Genomic DNA, 20,076 nt, shown 5'->3' with positions numbered 1-20,076 from the left:
TCGCCTACGTTCGTCGCCCGGGCACGGCCCCGTCTCTGGCGGCTTGTCTCCATGGGTCGGCTCTGTGGGCCAGCTTGCGGGCCCGTCGGCGCAGGGTGGGTGGGAGGTGGTGGAGGACGGTTCTGGCGGTGCGGCGGACGGGGGCGGCCGAGGCAACACGCAGGAGGATGCGGCGGGAGACGTCTGTACTGCCGGGAGGGGCCACGGCCAGGCGGAGTTGGGAGTCACCGGCCGTCCAGCCGGGGACGACCAGGCGGGGCGGCGAGCCCACCGTCACCGGCGCGAGGCCGGGGTCCGGGGCGGGGCGGGTGACGCGGGCGCGGCGGCCCACGCCCAGGAGTTGGGCGTGGGCCCAGATCTGGTGGGTGCCGGGGGGCATGGCGTCGCCGCCGGTCAGGGTCAGGGGGTCGATGACCGTCACGCCGGAGACGAGGACCCGGTGCCTGCCGGAGCCGAGCGGCTCCGTGCGCGGGGTCAGGTCGGCGTCGGGGAACCACCAGTCGTTACGGGTGGTGTCGTGGACGAGGAGTTCCCCGCGAGCGTGGGCGAGGGGGTGCGGGGCTTCCCAGCCTTCGGCGCCCTTGATGCCTTCGAGGAGGTCGGGGTCCAGGAGCAGTCGGCCGTAGCGTTCGTGGAGGGTGAGGGGTTCGCCGTCGGGGCGGAGCATGCCGATCGTCGTCGAGATGCGGAGCTTGCCCTCGTGCCAGCGGATGTCGTCGACGGTGAGGTGGGGCTTGATGTCCTGGGTCCGGCGGGCGAGTTCGACGAGGGAGTCCAGGAGGCCGTCCTCCAGCAGGGTCGCTCTGAGTCTCGTGATCGCCGGGAGGCCCTCCCGTACGCCCCGCGGGTAGGCGTCGAGGGCCATACGGCGGACCACGTCGAAGTAGCGCTCGAGGGCCTTGCCGGTGCGCTGGAGGACTCGGGGCTCGCTCACCGGGCGGAGGAGTTCGACGCGGTAGGAGCGGCGCAGCAGGTGGTCCTGGAGGGCGCCGGGCTCCGTGCCCTCCTTGACGGCCTCCACCACCGCGCGGAGGTGGGCGTAGTAGTCCTCGGGAGCGGCCGCCCGGCTGCTGGTGTTGCCTCCGTCGTCGCGGCGGTTCCACAGGTAGCAGGGGTAGTCGCCGAGGATGGAGACCGTCCTGGCGCGCACATAGGCCCGGGCCATGAAGAGCTGGTCCTCCAGGCGTACGGGTCCCTCGGGGAACTCGATGCCGTGGTCGAGCAGAAAGGCCCGGCGGAACATCTTGTGCGGCGTGAGGCTCTCGAAGAGGTGGATGTCAGCGGCCGTGCAGCGCTCGACGGTTCGTTTGAAGAGGTTGTGGGGTCCCTGCATGGTGCCGGCGACCTTGCCCATCACGATGTCGGAGCCGTTGCGGGCCGCGAGGGCGTGGAGGCGTTCCAGGGCCTCGGGGGTCAGTTCGTCGTCCTGGTCGACGAACTGGACGTATTCGCCGCGGGCGACGCGGACACCGACGTTACGGGGCTTGCCGGGCCAGCCGGAGTTCTCCTGGTGGACGACGCGTACGTGCGGGTGCCGGGCGGCGAGGCGGTCGAGTTGCTCGGCGGAGTCGTCGGTCGAGCCGTCGTCGACGTAGACGATCTCGTACGACTCCCTGCCGATGGTCTGGTCGAGCAGCGAGGGTGAGCAGAGGTCGATGTAGCGGCCCGCGTTGTAGACGGGCACCACGACGCTGACTTTGAGCACATGTCCCCCAGGCGGTTCGATCACTGGGATCCATGGAATCGCCTGGAATCCATGGAGTCTCTGGCGTGCCTGCCCAGGGACCACGTTAGGGGTGGAAGGCCTTGATCGCCCCATGGAGGCGATCCGGTTGGTCCAGATGGGCGTCGTGCCCCGCGTTCGGCACGACCGTGATGTGCGTGGAGGGGCGGCGGGTTTGCCTGTCGGCTGCCTCCGAGGGGGACATCGTGCCGCGCTCGCCCCGGAGCAGCAGGGTGCGGCAGGTGATCCGGGACGGCCGCCCAGGGAATGCTCTCCCGTCCGCCGCGGCAGGTCAGGGCCGGGCCGGCTCCGTCCGACCGCCCGCGGGAGCGTTAGCCTCGTAGCCGACCACGAGGAGGAAGTCATGGCGAAGGTTCCCAGCTCGGTGATCGCCGCGGGCGGGCTCGTCGGCGGCTACGGGGTGGCCCGCTGGACGAAGAAGCGGCAGCTCGGCGGGGCCGTGCTGGCCGTCGCGGGGGCCGCGGCAGCGCAGCAGTGGAAGCAGCGGGCGGGCGGGAAGGCCGCGGGGGCGCTGACCGCGGCGTACGTCGCCGCCTTCGCCGGGTCCCATCCGCTCGCGAAGAAGGTGGGCGCCTGGCCGTCGGTGTTCGGCGTGGCGGGGGCCGTCGCGCTGGCGTCGTGGGCGGTCGCCGACCGGCGGGCGTGAGCTGTGGCGTGTCCGGCGGATCATGCCGGACACGGGGCGTGCCACGCCCATCTGCGCTGATGAGGCACCGCTCCTTTTCTGGTACGCGGTCGTCTCCGGGGGGGGTACTGTGCGCGCCGCACCCGCGCCCGGTGCAGCCACTGCGGGGGCGTCGTGCCCGTCTGGTCGCGAAAGTGGCGGTTGAGGGGGCGGGTGCTCATGCCCGCGGGGGCCGCGGTGTCGTCCTGGCCGCCCTGGACCTGCCCCGGCAGGATGCGTTCCCGGAGCGGGGCGGGACTCGGCGGGCGACCGTGCAACTCGCCATGTTCACCGGGGTGTTCAACCTGCGGTGGGCGAAGGTGACGGTGTTGATGAACGTGCGGCCGGGGTCTACGACGGGGGCGTGACGTGCGCCAGCACGTTCACCACCCTCCCGTTCGGGTCGCGTACGAAGAAGCGGCGTACGCCCCACTCCTCGTCCCGCAGTTCCCGTACGACCTCCGCGCCCGATGCCACCACCTGCGCGTACACCGCGTCGACGTCCTCGACCTCCACGCTCAGGTCGGGGACGACGGGCGCGGTGCGCTCCTCGGTGAAGAAGCTGATCTGGGCGGTGGGGTTGCCGGGAGAGGCCAGAGTCATCACCCATCCCAGGTGCATCACCTCCTCGAAACCGAGCCGGCCGTAGAAGGCGCGGCTCGTGTCCATCGCACTCTCCGAGTCGACCTGGATGTCGGGGACGATCCTTCGGACAGTCATGGCGTACCGCTCCTCACACTCGACGGACGACTCGACGGTCGCTCAGTTTTTGTTATCGGCTGCGGCCCCCGCACGTCTCCTCTCCGTCCCCCGCCCGAGGCACACGACTTACGACGTTGAGGTACGAAGACGTGACACGACAGATCAGCCGACGAAGCATGCTGAAGGCCGCGGGTGCGGCAGCCGGAGCCGTCGGCATCGGTACGGCCGTCTCCCCGAGCCCCGCCGCCGCGGCCGGTACCGGCTTCGCGCACCCCGGCCTGCTGCACACCAGCGCCGACCTCGCCCGCATGGCCGCCAAGGTGAAGGCCGGCGCCTCGCCCTACACCGCGGGCGTCGCCAAGCTCACCGCCAACCGGCACTCGCAGAGCGGCTGGACGGCCAACCCGCAGGCCACCGTGTACCGGGGCGCGGGCAGCCCCCAGAACTACGCGATCCTCTACAACGACGTGCACGCCGCCTACCAGAACGGCCTGCGCTACCACGTCACCGGCGACACCGCCCACGCCGACACGGCCGTCGCGATCCTCAACGCCTGGTCGGCGAAGCTGACGTCGCTGCAGGGCTCGGCCGACCGGTTCCTCGCGGCCGGTCTGTACGGGTACCAGATCGCCAACGCCGCCGAACTCGTCCGCGACCGCGACGACTTCGAGTTCGAGCGGTTCCGGAAGATGCTGCTCGACGTTTTCTGTCCGATCAGCGAGAGCTTCCTCGCCAACCACAACGGCGCGGTCATCACCAACTACTGGACCAACTGGGACCTGACCGCGATGGCCTGCGTCCTGGCCACCGGGATCTTCTGCGACGACGAGGCGAAGGTCGAGCGCGCCGTCGAGTACTTCAAGCACGGCGCAGGTCTCGGCTCGGTCAAGAACGCGATCCCCGTCGTGCACGACGACGGGCTCGCGGAGTGGCTCGAGGCCGGGCGCGATCAGGGGCATGCGCTGCTCGGCGTGGGCCTGATGGGCACGTTCTGCGAGATGGCCTGGAACCAGGGCATCGATCTGTACGGCTACGACGACAGCCGCTTCCTCAAGGGGGCGCAGTACGTGGCGAAGTGGACGCTCGGCGGGGATGTGTCGTACACCGCCAACACGCGGAAGAAGGGTGCGATCGGGGGGTGGTCCGGGACCGAGACCGCCACCGACGCCGCGGGCGTCGATCCGAACATGACCCGGCCGATCTGGGCGATGATCGCCAACCACTACACGAAGCGGCGCGGGCTGGACGCGTCGTATCTCACCCGGGCGGCCGCGAAGGCTGCGCCCGAGGGTGGGGGTGGGGACTACGGGCCCAACAGTGGGGGGTACGACCAGTTGGGGTTCGGCACGCTGGCGTTCACGCGGGACAAGGCGAAGGACCCGGCTGCGGCGCCGAGCCCGGTGGCTTCCGCCGGGGGCTCGGATCCGCGGACGCAGACGGGCGGAACTCCGTCCGCCGTCGCGTCCGCCTCGGCCTCCTCCTCCGCGAAGGGCGGCGACCTCGCCGCCACCGGTCCCGGTGAGGGCATTGTCTTGGGCGCTGCGGCGGGGATCATGGCGGTGGGCGGGGGGCTGGTTCTGCTGCGGCGCCGGGACAGGGTGCGGCGCGACGGGGCTGAGTAGGGAGCCGCGAGCAGGTGTGGGCGCGGGGTGGGTCGCGCAGCCCGGCGCTCACGGGGTGCCGGGCGTGTGCCCACCGTGCCGGGCGTGCGCCGCCGCTCTACGCCCCCAGCCCCCGCGACACCGTGTAGATCAGCAACCCCGCCAGTGAACCCACCACCGTGCCGTTGATCCGGATGAACTGCAGGTCACGGCCGATGTTGGCCTCGATCTTGCGGGTGGTGTGCTCGGGGTCCCAGCTCGCCACCGTGTCGGTGATGAGGGAGGTGATCTCCTTGCGGTAGGTCGTCACCACGTGGACCGCCGCGCCCTCGACCCAGCTGTCGACCTTCCCCTGGATCTTCGGCTCGGAGGCCATCCTCGCGCCCAGCGACAGCAGCGAGGCCCGCACCCGCATGCGCAGCTCGCTGCGTTCGTCCTCCGCCGCCGACACGATCATGGAGCGTACGGCGGTCCAGGCGGAGGCGATCATGTCCTGGACCTCGCCACGGCCGAGTACGTCGCCCTTGAGCCGTTCGATCCGCGCCCGCGTGTCCGTGTCGGACTGCAGGTCGGAGGCGAAGTCGGTGAGGAAGCGGTCGAGGGCGCCGCGGGCCGGGTGGGAGGGCATGTCGCGGATCTCGGCGGCGAACCGCAACAGCTCCTTGTAGACCCGCTCGCCGACCCTCCTGTCGACGAACCGCGGGGTCCAGCCGGGGGCGCCGGTCTCGATCGCGTCCATGACCTGCTCGTCATGCAGGACCAGCCAGTCGTGCGCCCGCGTGACGATCAGGTCCACGACCCGTTTGTGGCCGCCATCCGCGACGATCTTCTCCAGCATCTTGCCGATGCCGGGCGCGATCTCCTGCGCGTCGGCGCGGCGGGTGATCGCCTCGCCGACCACCGCCTGGACGTCGGAGTCGCGCAGCACCGTCAGCGCACCGCGCAACGCGGTGGCCAGCTCTGCCGTCACCCGGTCCGCGTGCTCGGGCTGCGCCAGCCACGCGCCCAGCCGGCTGCCGATGCCGACGGCCCGCAGCCGCTGCCGTACGACGTCCTCGGAGAGGAAGTTCTCGCCGACGAACTCACCCAGGGAGACGCCCAGCTGGTCCTTCTTGTTGGGGATGATCGCGGTGTGCGGGATGGGCAGGCCGAGGGGGTGGCGGAAAAGGGCGGTGACCGCGAACCAGTCGGCGAGCGCGCCGACCATGCCGGCCTCGGCCGCCGCGGCGACGTAGTCCGCCCAGGTGCCGGCACCTGTGCCCGAGGCCCACTTGGCGAGGACGTACACCAGGGCCACGAACAGCAGCAGCCCGGTCGCCGTGAGTTTCATACGGCGCACCCCGCGCTGCCGCTCCTCGTCGGCCGGGGTGAAGGAGGTCATGGCGCGACGGGACGTTGCCCCGTCCGGTGCTACCGCTTCGGTACGTTCCATTGCTCCACCCGTTCGGTGATCCCGCACACATTGTCCCTTCCTGACCGACTCCTGGAACGGAACAGGAGTTCCCGGCGTCTGTAAAACGGGGAGATCAAGGGTGAACTCCTGCACTGTTCCGGAGCCAGGGGCTCCTTTCCGTCCGAGGAGACACGCACCCGCATGACCAAGCGTCACGGTTATGCCCTGCTGGCCGCGCTCGTCGCCCTGATCGTGGGTCTTTCCGCCGCCATATACGCCGGAGTCACCGTCGACGACGGACGCCGCGCGGACGCCCTCGCCGCGCCCCGCACCCCGTACGGCTCCGCCGCCCCGGTCTCCACCGGCGTCTGGGTCGGCGCCTGGTCGGCGTCCCCCTCGGGCGCCGAGCCGGACACCGAGACGAACGGCCTGGCGGGCCTGTCCGTGCGCAACCTCGTGCACCTGGGCGTCGGAGGCACGAGTGCCCGGATCACGCTGTCCAATCTCTACGGCGCCCAGCCCCTCACCCTCACGCACGCGTCCATAGCGGTGGCCGTCGACGACGACACCGCGGCCGCGGCCACGGACAGCATGCGGCGGCTCACCTTCGGCGGCGCCACCATGGTCGTCATCCCGGCCGGACAGCAGGTGACCAGCGACGCGGTGCGCATCCTGATCCCGCGCGACAGCGACGTGCTGGTCACCACGTACTCCCCCACCCGTTCCGGGCCGGTCACCTACCACCGCCACGCCCGGCAGATCAGCTACGTCGCCGAGGGCGACCGCACCGAGGACGTGAGCGCGACCGCGTACACCGAGAAGGTCGAGTACTGGCGGTACCTGACCGCGGTGGACGTGCTGAGCAACGAGTCCGACGGCACCCTCGTCGCCCTCGGCGACTCGCTCACCGACGGCATCACCTCCACCATGGGCGCCGACAGCCGCTGGACGGACGTCCTCGCGCGGCGGCTGCGCACCGCCGTCGAGGACGGCGCTGACGTGCCCCGCTACAGCGTCGTCAACGAGGGCATCAGCGGGAACCGCGTCCTGGCCGACGGGCGGGGACGGCCCGCCGACAATCCCAGCGGCCTCAACCGCTTCTCACGGGACGTGCTCGGCCGTACGAACGTCAAGGTCGTCGTCGTCGATCTCGGCGTCAACGACATCCTGCGCAGCACTCGGACGGCCGACCCGGACCGGATCCTCGACGGTCTGCGCACGCTGGTGCGGCAGGCCCATGCGCGGGGGATCAGGGTCGTCGGGGCGACGCTGATGCCGTTCGGGGGGCATCGGGGGTACACGGCGGGGCGGGAAGCCGTCCGGCAGACGATCAACGGGGAAATCCGGGCAGGGCGGGTGTTCGACACGGTGGTCGACTTCGACGAGGCGTTGCGGGATCCGTACGATCCGCGGCGGCTGCGGTCGGACTACGACTCCGGGGACCATCTGCATCCCAGTGACAAGGGGTATCGGGAGATGGCGGAGGCGTTCGACTTGGAGCGGCTGGAGGGGGCGGTGCCGGCGGAGTTGTAGTGTGCGTCGGTTTCAGGGGCACGCATGCCCGCGGACTGACCGGAACTACTCCCCGTGCCGCCGTCTGTCCCGCTCTTCCCCGCGTTCCTCGCGCCGTTCCCGCCTCAACTCCCGATGATCCTCCAGCATCCTGCGGTGAGCCTCGTGCGTGTCGTGACGGATCGACTCGTGGAGTTCCCTCCGCGCCGCCTTCCGGTCCAGCTTGTCCTGGCGGCGTTCCTCCCGCTGCCGCAGCCGCTCGGCCTTCGTCGGCTTCCGGTCGATGCCGACCCCGCCCCAGAAGGCGAACCCGGTCACGATCACCCTTGGCGCGCCCGGATCCCCCGGAACGCCCGCCTCACTGTGGTCGAAGCCGCCCATGATGCCGATGCCGCGTACCACGACCTCGACGCCGGGCGGCACGATGATGTTGGCCCCACCCATGATCGCGACGACGTTGATCTCGACCTCACGGTCCGCGAAGTTCGCCTCGCGCAGGTCGAGCTCCCCGCCGCCCCAGAAGGCGAAGCAGTTGAACCGCCGCGGCACGGTCCAGCGTCCCTTGCGCTGGAACCCGGACATGACGGCGACCGCCCACGACGACGACCCCTCGCCGCCGACGATCCGCGACGCCCACCTCCCGTCGCCCTCAGGCTCCTTGACCATGCTCACGGAGGGCGGGGCGACCCCGCCGACCGGCAGGTCCCGGGTGATCGGCGCCAGCTCCCCGTACGTACGCGCCTTGTACGTCGCGTCCAGCCGCTCCTCGAACTCCTCCATGTCGAGACGCCCCTCCGCCAGGGCGTCCCGCAGGACCTCGGCAACTCGTTCACGATCGGCGTCGGAGGCACGCAGTTCCGGAGCATCGTCGGTCATGGACAGCAGCCTACGAGTTCCCCCGGAGGACGGCTACGAGACCGCTCTCTCAGCCTTCTCCGCGTACATTTTGGCGATCACCGCCTCGATGTCCGGCTCCCGCACCGAGAGATCCACCAGTGGATACTCCGCGGCGACCCGCGCCACCAGCGGTGCCGCCGACTCTCCCGCCGGGAAGGCCAGCCACTGCCGCGGCCCCTCCACCTTCACCACCCGCGCCGACGGCACCTCGATCGGCGGCAGCTCCCGCTCCAGGTCCACCACCAGGGTCCGCTCGCTCTCCCCCGCCTCGTGCAGGCCGACGAGCGGACCGTCGTACATCAGGCGTCCGTGGTCGATGACCATCACGCGTGAGCACAACTGCTCGATGTCCTGCAGGTCGTGCGTGGTCAGCAGCACCGTCGTACCGCGCTCGGCGTTGAGCTCCCGCAGGAACTCCCGCACCCTGGCCTTGGAGACGACGTCCAGGCCGATCGTCGGCTCGTCGAGGTACAGCACCTCGGGGTCGTGCAGCAGCGCCGCCGCGATGTCGCCGCGCATCCGCTGTCCGAGCGACAGCTGCCGTACGGGGACATCCAACAGGGCGGCCAAGTCGAGGAGTTCGACGAGGCGGTCGAGGTTCTCGCGGTAACGGGCGTCCGGGATGCGGTACATGCGGTGCATCAGCCGGTACGAGTCGAGCAGCGGCAGGTCCCACCACAGCGTCGTACGCTGCCCGAACACCACGCCGATGCGATGCGCGAGGCGGGTGCGCTCACGGGACGGATCGATGCCCGCCACCCGCAGCCGGCCGCCGCTCGGCGTCAGGATGCCCGTCAGCATCTTGATGGTCGTCGACTTGCCCGCACCGTTCGGCCCGATGTAGCCGACCATCTCACCGCGCGCCACGGTGAAGGAGATCGAGTCGACCGCCCGCACCTGCCGCCGCTCCCGCTTCAGGAAGCCACTCTTCTTGCGCACGTCGAACACCTTCTCGAGGCGGTCGACGTCGATGAACGCACTCTCCACTGTCAACTCGCTCAACTCCCGGTACTCCTGTACGACCGCAGACCCGCCCGCCATGCCAACCCCGCCAGCCCGCAGACCGCCACCGCAACCAGCGGCGACGCGAAGGCCGCCCATTCCGGCAGCCCGAGCGGATACGGCCGCCCCAACACGTAGGCGGCGGGCACCCAGTTGACGAAGGCCAGCGGCAGCATGAACGTGACCCCGCGCACCAGGTCCTTGCCGAACACGGTGGGCGGGTACTGCAAGAGGGTCGTGCCGCCGTACGTGAACGCGTTCTGCACCTCGGCGGCGTCCTGCGCCACGAACTGGAAGGCCGCGCCCGCCACGAACAGCGCGCAGAAGATCGCCGCGCCACTGATCAGCATCACCGGCACGAGCAGCACCTTCAGCGCGGTCCAGTCGGCGTCGACCGCGAGCAGACCCCAGGCCAGCACCAGCGCGCCCTGCGTGATCCGGCCCAGCCGGCGCAGCGCGAAGTGGTCCGCGCCGACCTGGGCCAGCACCGGGGCCGGACGCACGAGCAGTGTGTCGAAGGAACCGTCCCGTATCCGGGTGCCCAGCACGTCCATGGAGCCGAGCAGCAGGTCGGCGATCCCGAACGCCGTCGCGGACAGGCCGTACAGGAAGGCGACCTCGGGCAACGACCAGCCGCCGAGCGAGTCGACCTGCGAGAACATCAGCAGGATCGCCACGAAGTCCAGCCCGGTCACCATCAGGTTGCCGAACGCCGTGAGGGCGAAGGAGGCGCGGTAGGTCATGGCCGAGCGCACCCACATCGCGGCGATCAGCCGGTAGGCCCGCAAGCCCTCCCCCACCCTGGAGATCTCACCCACCCTGCAACACCACCCGCCGTGTCGCCGCCGACTGCACCAGCCGCCCCGCCGCCAGCAGGACCACCGCCCACGCCGCCTGGAAGGCGTACGCCCCCAGCGGGTCGGCCTCCCCCATCAGCACATCCGCCGGCATCTGGAGCTGGGCCGCCCACGGCAGCGCCCGGACGACATCGCCGAGCGCGCCCGGGAAGACGTTCAGCGGCAGCGCCATGCCCGAGCAGAAGATCCCCAGGACCATCACGGCCTGGTTGACGCCCGTGCCGTCCATGAGCCAGAACATGCTCAGGGCCGCCAGATAGCGGATCCCGAAACTGACGACCATCGCCAGCAGGATCGCGACCAGGAACGCCGCCCAGGTGGTGACGTCCGTCGGCAGCGCCATCCGGAAGAACAGCGCACCGAAGGCGAACGGGATCACGCCGCGCCCCAGCGTCTGGAACAGCGCCCGCCCCAAGTCGCCCGCCAGCCACCACAGTTGGAGGTCGGCCGGCCGGTACAGGTCGATGGCGATCTCACCCGTGCGGATACGGGCCATCAGGTCCTTCTCGACGCCGCCGCCCTGGATGGCGAGCGTCGCGTACAGACACTGCCCGAGCCACACGTACGTGACCGCCTGCGTCTGGTCGTACCCCCCGAGGTGCGGCCGCTCGTCCCACAGCGCCAGATAGGTGTAGACGAGGATCAGGCCGAAAACGGTGTTCGTGAACACCCCGGCGGCCGTAGCCGCCCGATACGTCGCATACCTTCGGAAACCTCCCACTGCCACGGCCGCGTACAACCGCGCCGAACCCACACCCGCAGCCCTCCTCGCCCGCCGGACACCGAAGCGCAGGAGCCTAGTCCGCGGGCGGCGCGGCATGCCAGGCATTTTCTCCGCGGCGCAACCTTCGGGGCGCAACGTCCGGCTTCGCAACTTCCGGCGCGCAACGCGCGCCAATTGCCGGGAACGAAACGCTTGATGCGACAGTCTTCAACAAGGGGGACGCAGAAGGCGTACGAGGGCGTACGTGACGTACGACGCGAAACAGGAGTCCGAGCAACACATGAGCGACGAGCCGCAGCAGCCGCAGCAGCCGCAGTCTCAGCCGCAGCCGCAGCCGCAGCCGCCCAAGCGGCCCAAGCGCACCGGCTGGCGCCGGCTCCTTCCGACCTGGCGCATGGTGCTCGCCACCTTCGTGATCGGCCTCATGCTGCTCGCCGGCCTGTTCTTCCTCGGCTACACACTGGTCCAGATCCCGCCAGCCAACGCCCTCGCCATGAAACAGAGCAACGTCTACCTGTACGCCGACGGCACCGAGATCGCCCGCGACGGCGAGGTCAACCGGGAGAACGTCACCCTCGCCCAGATCTCCAAGGACGCCCAGCACGCCGTACTGGCCGCCGAGGACCGCGACTTCTACACCGAGTCCGCCGTCGACCCACAGGCCATGGTCCGCGCCGCCTGGAACACCGCCACCGGCAAGGGCAAGCAGTCCGGCTCCACAATCACCCAGCAGTACGTCAAGAACTACTACCTCGGCCAGGAACAGACCGTCACCCGCAAGGTGAAGGAGTTCTTCATCTCGATCAAGCTGGACCGCGAGAAGACCAAGGACGAGATCCTCGAGGGCTACCTCAACACCAGCTTCTTCGGCCGCGACTCCTTCGGCATGGAGACCGCCGCCCAGGCCTACTACGGCGTCGACGCCATCGACCTCACCGCGGCCCAGGGCGCATACCTCGCCTCGCTGCTCAACGCGCCCAGCGAGTACGACGTCGTCGCCCACCCGGAGAACCGGAAGGCCGCCGAGGACCGCTGGAACTACGTCCTGGACGGCATGGTCAAGAAGGGCTGGCTCGACGAGGCCAAGCGCAGCACCATGAAGTTCCCCACGCCGAAGGAGGCCAGCGCCGCCGCCAAGGGCATGTCCGGGCAGCGCGGCTACATCGTCACCGCGATCAAGGACTACCTGCGCCAGAACAAGATCCTCGACGCGGACGCGCTCGACACCGGCGGCTACCGCATCACCACGACGCTGGAGAAGAGCAAGCAGGACGCCTTCGTCGACGCCGTCAACGACCAGCTGATGTCCAAGCTGGACAAGAAGGACCGCAAGGTCGACACGTACGTCCGCGCGGGCGGCGCCGCCGTCGACCCGAAGACCGGCAAGGTCCTCGCCATGTACGGCGGCATCGACTACGTCAAGCAGTACACGAACAACGCCACCCGCCGGGACTTCCAGAACGGCTCCGTCTTCAAACCGATCGTGTTCACCTCGGCCGTACAGAACGGTTCCACCACACAGGACGGCCGCCGGATCACCCCCAACACGGTCTACGACGGCACCAACGAGCGCCCCGTGCAGGGCTGGAGCGGCGGCTACGCCCCCGAGAACGAGGACGGCTACTCGTACGGCAACATCACCGTGCGCACCGCCACCGACAAGTCCGTCAACTCGGTGTACGCGCAGATGGCCGTCGACGTCGGCCCCGAGAAGGTCAAGAAGACCGCGATCGACCTCGGCCTCCCCACCGACACCCCGGACCTGCAGCCCTACCCGTCCATCGCGCTCGGCACCGCCACCGCGAGCGTCCTCGACATGGCGGAGGCGTACGCGACACTCGCCAACCACGGCAGGCACGGCACGTACACACTGATCGACAAGATCACCAAGGACGGCAGTGACGTGGTGGAGCTGCCGAAGCGGGAGAGCAGCCAGGCCGTCAGCCGCGAGGCCGCCGACACCACGACCTCGATACTGCAGAGCGTCGTCGAGAACGGCACCGCGACCGCCGCGCAGGCCGCCGGCCGCCCCGCCGCAGGCAAGACCGGCACCGCGGAGGAGGACACGGCCGCCTGGTTCGCCGGCTACACCCCCGACCTCGCCACCGTCGTCTCCGTGATGGGTCAGGACCCGGTCACCGCCCACCACAAGTCCCTGTACGGCGCGATGGGCCTGGACCGCGTCAACGGCGGCGGGGCACCCGCCGAGATCTGGGCCCAGTTCACCAAGGAGGCCCTCAAGGACACCCCGGCGCACGACTTCAGCCTCCAGCTCCAGGACGGCGCCGAGGAATGGCAGTACCCGACCGGCGAGCCCCCACAGGACCCGGGCACGGGCGACGAGGACGACGGCGGCACGACCACGGGCGGGGACACCGTCCAGGGCCAGACGCAGGGCCAGACGAACGGCGGCACGACCGGCGGCACGACGACGGACGGCACCACGGGATTCATCACCGGCGGCACGACGGACGGCGGCACCACGACCGACGGCGGCACCACGGCCGGGGACACCGCCACGGGCGGGACGATCGGCGACCCGACGGACGGGGGCACGACGGACGGCGGCACGACCGGAGGCACCGACGGCGGGACCACGGACGGGACGACGACGGGCGGGGGCCCGCTGGGCGCGTTCCGCCGAGAATGACGGCCGTCGGCACGACGGGCCGATTCGGCACGACGGGCCGATGACGAAGGGGCTGGTGACGGTGGTCACCAGCCCCTGGAACCGCTGTCTGCTCGAACCGCTGGATCTACAGGTACAGCCCTGTGGAGTCCTCCGACCCCTCGAAGCGGTCCGCGGCCACGGCGTGCAGATCACGCTCGCGCATGAGGACGTAGGCGATGCCCCGCACCTCCACCTCGGCGCGGTCCTCCGGGTCGTACAGAACCCGGTCGCCCGGCTCCACGGTCCGTACGTTCTGCCCCACCGCGACGACCTCGGCCCACGCCAGCCGACGGCCCACGGCCGCCGTGGCGGGGATCAGGATGCCGCCACCGGAACGCCGCTCGCCCTCGTTGGTGTCCTGCCGCACGAGAACTCGGTCGTGCAGCATCCGGATGGGCAGCTTGTCGTGATGGGTGCTGTGCTCGTTTCTGTTGGCGCTCACGCCACTGAACCTACCTGCCTGGAACGATTCCGCACGCGGGTGGGTCGGCCGTTTCCTCAGAGCCTGCGCCGCCGGCTCCCGACGGCGAGCAGCCCCACGACCCCGACCACGACGAGGGCGACGGGCACGATGCGCTCGAGCCGCGGCGCGCCCTCGTCGTCCACGAACTGTGCTCTGACGTCGGTCACAACCCGGTTGACCTGGACGTACGCCCGCCCGAGAGTGTGATCGATGTTGGAGACGACCTTGGCCTTCGCATCCCCGACGACGGTCTTCGGATGCACCCGCACCCCGATCTCGTCGAGCGTCTCGGCCAGCACCTCGCGGCGGCGCTTGATGTCCGCCTCGATCTGCGCCGGGGTTCTGGTGTCCGACGTGTCCGCCACCGTACGGCCTCCGAAGTCTGCTGATGCGTTGTTCCGGACAGTCTGTCAGTTCCTCGGGTCCGTGCACTGTCAGGACCCCCGGTTACGCTGGACCGATGAGCGAGCGACTCCAGCCCGGGGACGTGGCCCCCGCCTTCACCCTGCCCGACGCCGACGGCAACGAGGTGTCCCTGTCCGACCACAAGGGCCGCAAGGTCATCGTCTACTTCTACCCGGCGGCCCTGACCCCGGGCTGCACCAAGCAGGCCTGCGACTTCACGGACAACCTGGAACTCCTGGCCGGCGCCGGGTACGACGTCATCGGCATCTCGCCGGACAAGCCCGAGAAGCTCGCGAAGTTCCGCGAGAAGGAGTCCCTGAGGATCACGCTGCTGGCGGACCCCGACAAGGAGGTCCTCGACGCGTACGGCGCCTTCGGCGAGAAGAAGAACTACGGCAAGACGTACATGGGCGTCATCCGCTCCACGGTGATCGTGGACGAGGAGGGCAAGATCGAACGGGCCCTGTACAACGTGCGGGCGACCGGCCACGTGGCCAAGATCATCAAGGATCTGGGGATCTGAGGGCCGGTTTCTGCGGAGTGTGGCAACACCGGTGAGTGGCGGGGCGCCCGATTACCTTGCAGATCGACCATGCCAACGGGAACTGCCGGGACAATCGCCGGGAGAACCTGCGACACCTGTGCCCCAACTGCCATGCAGTGACGGAAACGTGGTGTCGGCAGAAGGGCAGAGTCCCACTCGCCGGGTGACCCGGCAGCCCCGTACACTGAGTGCCGCCGGTCTAGCGTGATGACCGTTTTTGAGCGGCCGTGATGGAATTTGGCAGTCATGCTGGGTTTAGGTCCCAGTGGGTTCACACCCGTGTGGGTTCGAGTCCCACCGGCCGCACGCAAAGAGAGGGGCCACCCAGCGGGCGGCCCCTCTCCCGTGTTTCAGCCCAACAGCTCCCGCACCACCGGCACCAACGCCCGGAACGCCTTCCCCCGATGGCTGATCGCGTTCTTCTCCTCAGGGGTCAGCTCCGCGCACGTCCGCGTGTCCCCCGCCGGCTGAAGGATCGGGTCGTAGCCGAAACCGTTCGTGCCGACCGGGGTGTGCCGCAGCACACCCGTCAGCCGGCCCTCGACGACCCTCTCCGTGCCGTCCGGGAGGGCCAGCGCCGCCGCGCAGGCGAAGTGTGCACCCCGGTGCTCGTCGGTGATGTCGGCGAGCTGGGCCAGCAGCAGTTCCAGGTTGGCCCTGTCGTCGCCGTGCCGGCCCGACCAGCGGGCGGAGAAGATGCCGGGGGCGCCGTTCAGGACGTCGACGCACAGGCCCGAGTCGTCGGCGACCGCGGGCAGTCCGGTGGCCTGGGCGAGGGTGTGTGCCTTGAGCAGGGCGTTCTCGGCGAAGGTGACGCCGGTCTCCTTGACGTCGGGGATGTCGGGGTAGGCGTCCGCGCCGACGAGGTCGTGGGCGAGACCTGCGTCGGCGAGGATCGTCTTCAGCTCGGTGATCTTCCCGGCGTTGCGTGTGGCGAGGATCAAGCGGGTCATGACGTCCAGTATCCCGGCCTCACCGGCGGCGCCCTACGGCCGGCAGACCTTCGTCAGTTCGCCCGCCGCGTCCGTGACTCCGCTGATGTCGGGGGTCTGGTCGCCGTTCTTGATGGCCGTCTGCACTTCGGTGACGGCCTTGCGCATGTCCTCGGTGGCCTTGTCGAGGTCGGCGTTGTCGGTCTTGTCGCCGATCTCGTTGAGGTTCTGGTCGATGGACTGGAGGGATTCGTCGATCTGCGTGGGGTCGTTCGACGCGTTCTCCACGGCCTGCTGGAGGTCGGTGACGCTGTCGGCGATGGCCTCGGCGGTCTGGACGCAGTCCAGTGCCTTGTTGACGGCGTCGCAGCCGGTGGTCAGTCCGGCGGTCAGTGCGACGGCCGCCACCGCGGCGGCGATGGCGGTCGTACGGCGGCGTCGGCTCGCGGCCATGTTCGTGTTCCTCCCCGTTGTCGGGCCCGAGGGCCCCGTTGGTATCCGTACTGACGCGAAGGCGGGCGGCGCGGTTGCCCGCACCGTCCGCCTTTCTTGGCGCGTCCTTTACTTTTCGAGGACCGTATCAAGAGCCTTGCGCTGCAGCGCGGCCAGCTCCGTGCAGCCGGAAACCGCCAGGTCGAGCAGGGCGTTGAGCTCCTCGCGGGCGAACGGCTCGGCCTCCGCGGTGCCCTGGACCTCGACGAAGCGGCCGTCGCCGGTGCAGACGACGTTCATGTCCGTTTCGGCCCGGACGTCCTCCTCGTAGCAGAGGTCCAGGAGGGGGACTCCGCCGACGATGCCGACGGAGACGGCCGCGACGGTTCCCGTGAGCGGCTGGCGGCCGGGCTTGATCAGCTTCTTGCCCTGCGCCCAGGAGACGGCGTCGGCGAGGGCGACGTACGCGCCGGTGATGGCCGCGGTGCGGGTGCCGCCGTCGGCCTGCAGTACGTCGCAGTCGAGCACGATCGTGTTCTCGCCGAGGGCCTTGTAGTCGATGACCGCGCGCAGGGAGCGGCCGATGAGGCGGCTGATCTCGTGCGTACGGCCGCCGATCCTGCCCTTGACGGACTCTCGGTCGCCGCGGGTGTTGGTGGCGCGGGGCAGCATGGCGTACTCCGCGGTGACCCAGCCTTCGCCGCTGCCCTTGCGCCAGCGCGGGACGCCTTCGGTGACGGAGGCGGTGCAGAAGACCTTGGTGTCGCCGAAGGAGACGAGGACGGAGCCCTCGGCGTGCTTGCTCCAGCCGCGTTCGATGGTGACGGGGCGGAGCTGTTCGGGGGTGCGGCCGTCGATTCGAGACATGCCGCTGAGCCTAGCCGTACATGTGGAAGGGGCCCCTCCCGCGGTGGGAAAGGCCCTTGCCGAGTGAGTGTCCGGATGGCGCCGGGCGCTCACATCATGTCTTCGATCTCCGCCGCGATCGGGTCGGCGTCCGTGCCGATGACGACCTGGATCGCCGTGCCCATCTTCACGACGCCGTGTGCTCCGGCGGCCTTCAGGGCGGCCTCGTCGACCAGGCTCGCGTCGACGACTTCGGTCCGCAGGCGGGTGATGCAGCCCTCGACCTCTTCGATGTTGTCGATGCCGCCGAGCCCGGCGACGATCTTCTCAGCCTTGGTGGCCATGCTCTGTCTCCCTGATCCGTGCCGCTTGTTGCAACTGGTCTACACCACCCTGCGGGCGGTCGACAAACCCCTGGTCACACCCTTTCGGGACGTCATCGAGCCGTAGCTCAGAGTAGTTCAAACGTCACGTGAATCGCGGGTTCCTTGTGCCATCTTCATCTGCTACAACAGGTCTACACCACTCAGTGGTGTAGACCACCACCCCGGAGGAAGTCTATGAGCACCGCCACCGCGCCCACGGCGGCCCCCGCGAAGAAGTGGGGATCCGGCCTGTTCCAGGGCCTGCAGAAGATCGGCCGCAGCCTGCAGCTCCCCATCGCCGTGCTCCCGGCGGCGGGCATCCTGCTCCGGCTCGGTCAGCCCGACGTGTTCGGCGACGACGGACTCGGCTGGCACAAGGTCGCCTCCGTCTTCGCGACCGCGGGCGGCGCCGTATTCGACAATCTGCCGCTGCTCTTCTGCGTCGGAGTCGCGATCGGCTTCGCCAAGAAGTCGGACGGCTCCACCGCACTCGCGGCCCTGGTCGGCTTCCTCGTCTACAGCAATGTGCTGAAGGCGTTCCCGGTCACCGAGGCCAAGATCCAGAACGGCGCCGACGTCGCCGCCACCTACAACAACCCCGGTGTCCTCGGCGGCATCGTCCTGGGTCTGCTGTCCGCGGTGCTGTGGCAGAAGTTCCACCGTACCAAGCTGGTCGACTGGCTCGGCTTCTTCAACGGCCGCCGTCTGGTCCCGATCATCATGGCCTTCGTCGGCACGCTCGCGGGTGTCTTCTTCGGCCTGGTCTGGGAGCCGATCGGTGAGGTCATCTCCGACTTCGGCGAGTGGATCACCGGTCTCGGCGCGGTGGGTGCGGCCCTGTTCGGTCTGATCAACCGCGCGCTGATCCCGATCGGCATGCACCAGTTCGTGAACGCCGTCTCCTGGTTCCAGATCGGCGACTTCAAGAACTCCGCCGGCGAGATCGTGCACGGCGACCTGAACCGCTTCTTCGCGGGCGACCCGACCGCCGGGCAGTTCATGACGGGCTTCTTCCCGATCATGATGTTCGGTCTGCCGGCCGCCGCGCTCGCCATCGCGCACACCGCCCGCCCCGAGCGCCGCAAGGCGGTGACGGGCCTGATGGTCTCGGTCGCGCTGACCTCCTTCGTGACCGGTGTGACCGAGCCGATCGAGTTCTCGTTCATGTTCATCGCCCCGGTGCTGTACGCGATCCACGCGGTGCTCACCGCACTGTCCATGGCGGTCACCTGGGCGCTCGGCGTCCACGCGGGCTTCACCTTCTCGGCCGGCGCGATCGACTACGGACTCAACTGGAACCTCGCCACCAAGCCATGGCTCATCATCCCGATAGGCCTGGTCTTCGGCGCCGTCTACTACTTCGTCTTCCGCTTCGCCATCATCAAGTTCAACCTCCCCACCCCGGGCCGCGAGCCCGAGGAGGACATCGAGGACCTCACCAAGGCGTGAGCCGCGTGCACATGAGGAAGGCCCCCGGAGCCCTGAACCGCTCCGGGGGCCTTCCTCATGTCGCCACGGCTAGATCTCGTACGACACCCTCGGCACCGCCAGTTCTACCGGCCCGTCGTACACCGCCCGGGCGTCCGCCAGGTTGATCTGGGGGTCGGTCCACGGCGGGATGTGGGTCAGGACCAGGCGCCTCGCGCCCGCCCGTGCCGCCGTCTCGCCCGCCTCGCGGCCGTTGAGGTGCAGGTCGGGGATGTCCTCCTTGCCGTGCGTGAACGCGGCCTCGCACAGGAACAGGTCGGTGTCCCGGGCGAGTTCCACGAGGGCCGGGCTCACGCCGGTGTCGCCGGAGTACGTCAGGGACTTCCCGGCGTGCTCGACGCGGATGGCGTAGGCCTCCACGGGGTGCGCGACGCGTTCCGTGTGCACCGTGAACGGCCCGATGTCGAACGTGGACGGCTTGACCGTGTGGAAGTCGAAGACCTCGCTCATCGAGGAGGCCGAGGGGGTGTCGGCGTAGGCCGTGGTCAGACGGTGCTCCGTGCCCTCCGGTCCGTAGACCGGGATCGGATCGCAGCGACCGCCGTCGTGACGGTAGTAGCGCGCCACGAAGTACGCGCACATGTCGATGCAGTGGTCGGCGTGCAGATGGCTCAGAAAGATTGCGTCGAGGTCGTAGAGACCGCAGTGGCGCTGCAACTCGCCGAGGGCGCCGTTGCCCATGTCGAGGAGCAGCCGGAAGCCGTCGGCCTCGACGAGGTAGCTCGAGCAGGCCGATTCCGCGGACGGGAACGACCCCGAGCAGCCGACGACGGTGAGCTTCATGAAGCAGAAACCTCCGCTGGCGGGAATACGAGAGTGGGTGCGTCGGGGGTC

At 69.6% G+C, this 20,076-nt stretch carries 21 protein-coding genes, 1 tRNA gene and 1 pseudogene; 8 read left to right on the top strand and 15 right to left on the bottom strand.

The window, feature by feature from the left end; genetic code table 11:
* Positions 1 to 4: 4 nt before the first annotated feature.
* Entirely contained in the window at positions 5 to 1,687 is a 1,683-nt protein-coding gene (locus ABZO29_RS27290) for a glycosyltransferase (protein WP_367322811.1), read from the bottom strand.
* Positions 1,688 to 2,087: 400 nt separating this feature from the next.
* Here ABZO29_RS27290 and ABZO29_RS27285 point away from each other — a divergent pair, with 400 nt between their 5' ends.
* A complete protein-coding gene (locus ABZO29_RS27285; protein WP_367322810.1) occupies positions 2,088 to 2,390 on the top strand; it encodes a hypothetical protein in 303 nt (100 codons plus the stop codon).
* Between the two features lie 104 nt (positions 2,391 to 2,494).
* Here the strand turns inward: ABZO29_RS27285 and ABZO29_RS27280 are convergent.
* Positions 2,495 to 2,614 (bottom strand): annotated as a pseudogene (locus tag ABZO29_RS27280) (helix-turn-helix domain-containing protein); the annotation flags it as partial.
* Between ABZO29_RS27280 and ABZO29_RS27275 the strand changes: the two are divergent.
* Positions 2,564 to 2,776 carry a hypothetical protein gene (locus ABZO29_RS27275; protein ID WP_367326436.1) on the top strand — a complete coding sequence of 71 codons (213 nt, stop codon included), beginning with the start codon at positions 2,564 to 2,566 and terminating at the stop codon, positions 2,774 to 2,776. The pseudogene ABZO29_RS27280 and the gene ABZO29_RS27275 overlap by 51 nt on opposite strands.
* Here the strand turns inward: ABZO29_RS27275 and ABZO29_RS27270 are convergent.
* Positions 2,760 to 3,128 carry a VOC family protein gene (locus ABZO29_RS27270; protein ID WP_367322809.1) on the bottom strand — a complete coding sequence of 123 codons (369 nt, stop codon included), beginning with the start codon at positions 3,126 to 3,128 and terminating at the stop codon, positions 2,760 to 2,762. The genes ABZO29_RS27275 and ABZO29_RS27270 overlap by 17 nt on opposite strands.
* A gap of 131 nt (positions 3,129 to 3,259) precedes the next feature.
* Here ABZO29_RS27270 and ABZO29_RS27265 point away from each other — a divergent pair, with 131 nt between their 5' ends.
* Positions 3,260 to 4,732 (top strand): alginate lyase family protein, encoded by a 1,473-nt coding sequence (locus tag ABZO29_RS27265; protein WP_367322808.1) that lies wholly within the window; start codon positions 3,260 to 3,262, stop codon positions 4,730 to 4,732.
* A 97-nt stretch (positions 4,733 to 4,829) separates the two neighbouring features.
* Here the strand turns inward: ABZO29_RS27265 and ABZO29_RS27260 are convergent, their stop codons facing one another.
* A complete protein-coding gene (locus ABZO29_RS27260; protein WP_367322807.1) occupies positions 4,830 to 6,143 on the bottom strand; it encodes a DUF445 domain-containing protein in 1,314 nt (437 codons plus the stop codon).
* Positions 6,144 to 6,305: 162 nt separating this feature from the next.
* On the opposite strand from ABZO29_RS27260, the gene ABZO29_RS27255 reads away from it, so the two are divergent.
* The gene (locus ABZO29_RS27255; protein ID WP_367322806.1) at positions 6,306 to 7,637 is read left to right on the top strand and encodes an SGNH/GDSL hydrolase family protein; all 1,332 of its coding nucleotides are present in this window, start codon (positions 6,306 to 6,308) and stop codon (positions 7,635 to 7,637) included.
* Between the two features lie 45 nt (positions 7,638 to 7,682).
* Here the strand turns inward: ABZO29_RS27255 and ABZO29_RS27250 are convergent, their stop codons facing one another.
* The 4 genes from ABZO29_RS27250 to ABZO29_RS27235 are packed head-to-tail and all read right to left on the bottom strand — an operon-like array spanning position 7,683 to position 11,126.
* Entirely contained in the window at positions 7,683 to 8,492 is an 810-nt protein-coding gene (locus ABZO29_RS27250) for a DUF1707 domain-containing protein (protein WP_367322805.1), read from the bottom strand.
* A 33-nt stretch (positions 8,493 to 8,525) separates the two neighbouring features.
* Positions 8,526 to 9,554 (bottom strand): ATP-binding cassette domain-containing protein, encoded by a 1,029-nt coding sequence (locus ABZO29_RS27245; RefSeq protein WP_367322804.1) that lies wholly within the window; start codon positions 9,552 to 9,554, stop codon positions 8,526 to 8,528.
* Entirely contained in the window at positions 9,512 to 10,333 is an 822-nt protein-coding gene (locus ABZO29_RS27240; RefSeq protein ID WP_367322803.1) for an ABC transporter permease, read from the bottom strand. The genes ABZO29_RS27245 and ABZO29_RS27240 overlap by 43 nt, the downstream gene beginning before the upstream one ends.
* Positions 10,326 to 11,126, bottom strand: a complete 801-nt coding sequence (locus tag ABZO29_RS27235) for an ABC transporter permease (RefSeq protein WP_367322802.1) — start codon at positions 11,124 to 11,126, stop codon at positions 10,326 to 10,328. The genes ABZO29_RS27240 and ABZO29_RS27235 overlap by 8 nt, the downstream gene beginning before the upstream one ends.
* A 250-nt stretch (positions 11,127 to 11,376) precedes the next feature.
* On the opposite strand from ABZO29_RS27235, the gene ABZO29_RS27230 reads away from it, so the two are divergent.
* On the top strand, positions 11,377 to 13,746 hold the full coding sequence (locus tag ABZO29_RS27230; RefSeq protein ID WP_367322801.1) for a transglycosylase domain-containing protein: 2,370 nt from the start codon (positions 11,377 to 11,379) through the stop codon (positions 13,744 to 13,746).
* Between the two features lie 106 nt (positions 13,747 to 13,852).
* On the opposite strand, the gene ABZO29_RS27225 is transcribed toward ABZO29_RS27230, so the two are convergent.
* Both ABZO29_RS27225 and ABZO29_RS27220 read right to left on the bottom strand, forming a co-directional pair.
* The gene (locus ABZO29_RS27225; RefSeq protein WP_367322800.1) at positions 13,853 to 14,209 is read right to left on the bottom strand and encodes a co-chaperone GroES; all 357 of its coding nucleotides are present in this window, start codon (positions 14,207 to 14,209) and stop codon (positions 13,853 to 13,855) included.
* Between the two features lie 56 nt (positions 14,210 to 14,265).
* Positions 14,266 to 14,595, bottom strand: a complete 330-nt coding sequence (locus ABZO29_RS27220) for a DUF3618 domain-containing protein (RefSeq protein ID WP_367322799.1) — start codon at positions 14,593 to 14,595, stop codon at positions 14,266 to 14,268.
* Positions 14,596 to 14,690: 95 nt separating this feature from the next.
* On the opposite strand from ABZO29_RS27220, the gene bcp reads away from it, so the two are divergent.
* Complete coding sequence (gene bcp / locus ABZO29_RS27215; protein WP_367322798.1) at positions 14,691 to 15,158, top strand: thioredoxin-dependent thiol peroxidase; 468 nt, start codon at positions 14,691 to 14,693, stop codon at positions 15,156 to 15,158.
* A 242-nt stretch (positions 15,159 to 15,400) separates the two neighbouring features.
* Positions 15,401 to 15,485 (top strand) — tRNA-Leu (locus ABZO29_RS27210).
* Positions 15,486 to 15,529: 44 nt separating this feature from the next.
* Here the strand turns inward: ABZO29_RS27210 and rdgB are convergent.
* The 4 genes from rdgB to ABZO29_RS27190 all read right to left on the bottom strand — a co-directional run bounded on the left by rdgB (position 15,530) and on the right by ABZO29_RS27190 (position 17,733).
* Entirely contained in the window at positions 15,530 to 16,132 is a 603-nt protein-coding gene (gene rdgB / locus ABZO29_RS27205; protein WP_367322797.1) for an RdgB/HAM1 family non-canonical purine NTP pyrophosphatase, read from the bottom strand.
* A gap of 33 nt (positions 16,133 to 16,165) precedes the next feature.
* Entirely contained in the window at positions 16,166 to 16,564 is a 399-nt protein-coding gene (locus ABZO29_RS27200; protein ID WP_367322796.1) for a hypothetical protein, read from the bottom strand.
* Between the two features lie 108 nt (positions 16,565 to 16,672).
* Entirely contained in the window at positions 16,673 to 17,410 is a 738-nt protein-coding gene (rph, locus tag ABZO29_RS27195; RefSeq protein ID WP_367322795.1) for a ribonuclease PH, read from the bottom strand.
* 89 nt (positions 17,411 to 17,499) lie between these two features.
* Positions 17,500 to 17,733 (bottom strand): glucose PTS transporter subunit EIIB, encoded by a 234-nt coding sequence (locus ABZO29_RS27190; RefSeq protein ID WP_367322794.1) that lies wholly within the window; start codon positions 17,731 to 17,733, stop codon positions 17,500 to 17,502.
* A 216-nt stretch (positions 17,734 to 17,949) separates the two neighbouring features.
* Here ABZO29_RS27190 and ABZO29_RS27185 point away from each other — a divergent pair, with 216 nt between their 5' ends.
* Positions 17,950 to 19,203: a PTS transporter subunit EIIC gene (locus ABZO29_RS27185; RefSeq protein ID WP_367322793.1), complete on the top strand. Its 1,254-nt coding sequence runs from the start codon at positions 17,950 to 17,952 to the stop codon at positions 19,201 to 19,203.
* A gap of 69 nt (positions 19,204 to 19,272) precedes the next feature.
* Here the strand turns inward: ABZO29_RS27185 and ABZO29_RS27180 are convergent, their stop codons facing one another.
* Positions 19,273 to 20,025: an MBL fold metallo-hydrolase gene (locus ABZO29_RS27180; protein WP_367322792.1), complete on the bottom strand. Its 753-nt coding sequence runs from the start codon at positions 20,023 to 20,025 to the stop codon at positions 19,273 to 19,275.
* Positions 20,026 to 20,076: the final 51 nt, after the last annotated feature.

The organism is Streptomyces sp. HUAS ZL42, from assembly GCF_040782645.1.
Classification (GTDB): Bacteria; Actinomycetota; Actinomycetes; order Streptomycetales; family Streptomycetaceae; genus Streptomyces.
Note: the sequence above shows the minus strand (reverse complement) of the source record. Positions and strands in the feature narration are given on the sequence as shown.

Coding starts and splice junctions, on each gene's coding strand:
- ABZO29_RS27255 (WP_367322806.1), top strand. CDS start 6,306: ATGACCAAGCGTCACGGTTATGCCCTGCTGGCCGCGCTCGTCGCCCTG.
- ABZO29_RS27200 (WP_367322796.1), bottom strand. CDS start 16,564: ATGGCCGCGAGCCGACGCCGCCGTACGACCGCCATCGCCGCCGCGGTG.
- ABZO29_RS27245 (WP_367322804.1), bottom strand. CDS start 9,554: ATGGCGGGCGGGTCTGCGGTCGTACAGGAGTACCGGGAGTTGAGCGAG.
- ABZO29_RS27190 (WP_367322794.1), bottom strand. CDS start 17,733: ATGGCCACCAAGGCTGAGAAGATCGTCGCCGGGCTCGGCGGCATCGAC.
- ABZO29_RS27270 (WP_367322809.1), bottom strand. CDS start 3,128: ATGACTGTCCGAAGGATCGTCCCCGACATCCAGGTCGACTCGGAGAGT.
- ABZO29_RS27260 (WP_367322807.1), bottom strand. CDS start 6,143: ATGGAACGTACCGAAGCGGTAGCACCGGACGGGGCAACGTCCCGTCGC.
- ABZO29_RS27285 (WP_367322810.1), top strand. CDS start 2,088: ATGGCGAAGGTTCCCAGCTCGGTGATCGCCGCGGGCGGGCTCGTCGGC.
- ABZO29_RS27250 (WP_367322805.1), bottom strand. CDS start 8,492: ATGACCGACGATGCTCCGGAACTGCGTGCCTCCGACGCCGATCGTGAA.
- ABZO29_RS27230 (WP_367322801.1), top strand. CDS start 11,377: ATGAGCGACGAGCCGCAGCAGCCGCAGCAGCCGCAGTCTCAGCCGCAG.
- ABZO29_RS27185 (WP_367322793.1), top strand. CDS start 17,950: ATGAGCACCGCCACCGCGCCCACGGCGGCCCCCGCGAAGAAGTGGGGA.
- rph (WP_367322795.1), bottom strand. CDS start 17,410: ATGTCTCGAATCGACGGCCGCACCCCCGAACAGCTCCGCCCCGTCACC.
- ABZO29_RS27180 (WP_367322792.1), bottom strand. CDS start 20,025: ATGAAGCTCACCGTCGTCGGCTGCTCGGGGTCGTTCCCGTCCGCGGAA.
- rdgB (WP_367322797.1), bottom strand. CDS start 16,132: ATGACCCGCTTGATCCTCGCCACACGCAACGCCGGGAAGATCACCGAG.
- bcp (WP_367322798.1), top strand. CDS start 14,691: ATGAGCGAGCGACTCCAGCCCGGGGACGTGGCCCCCGCCTTCACCCTG.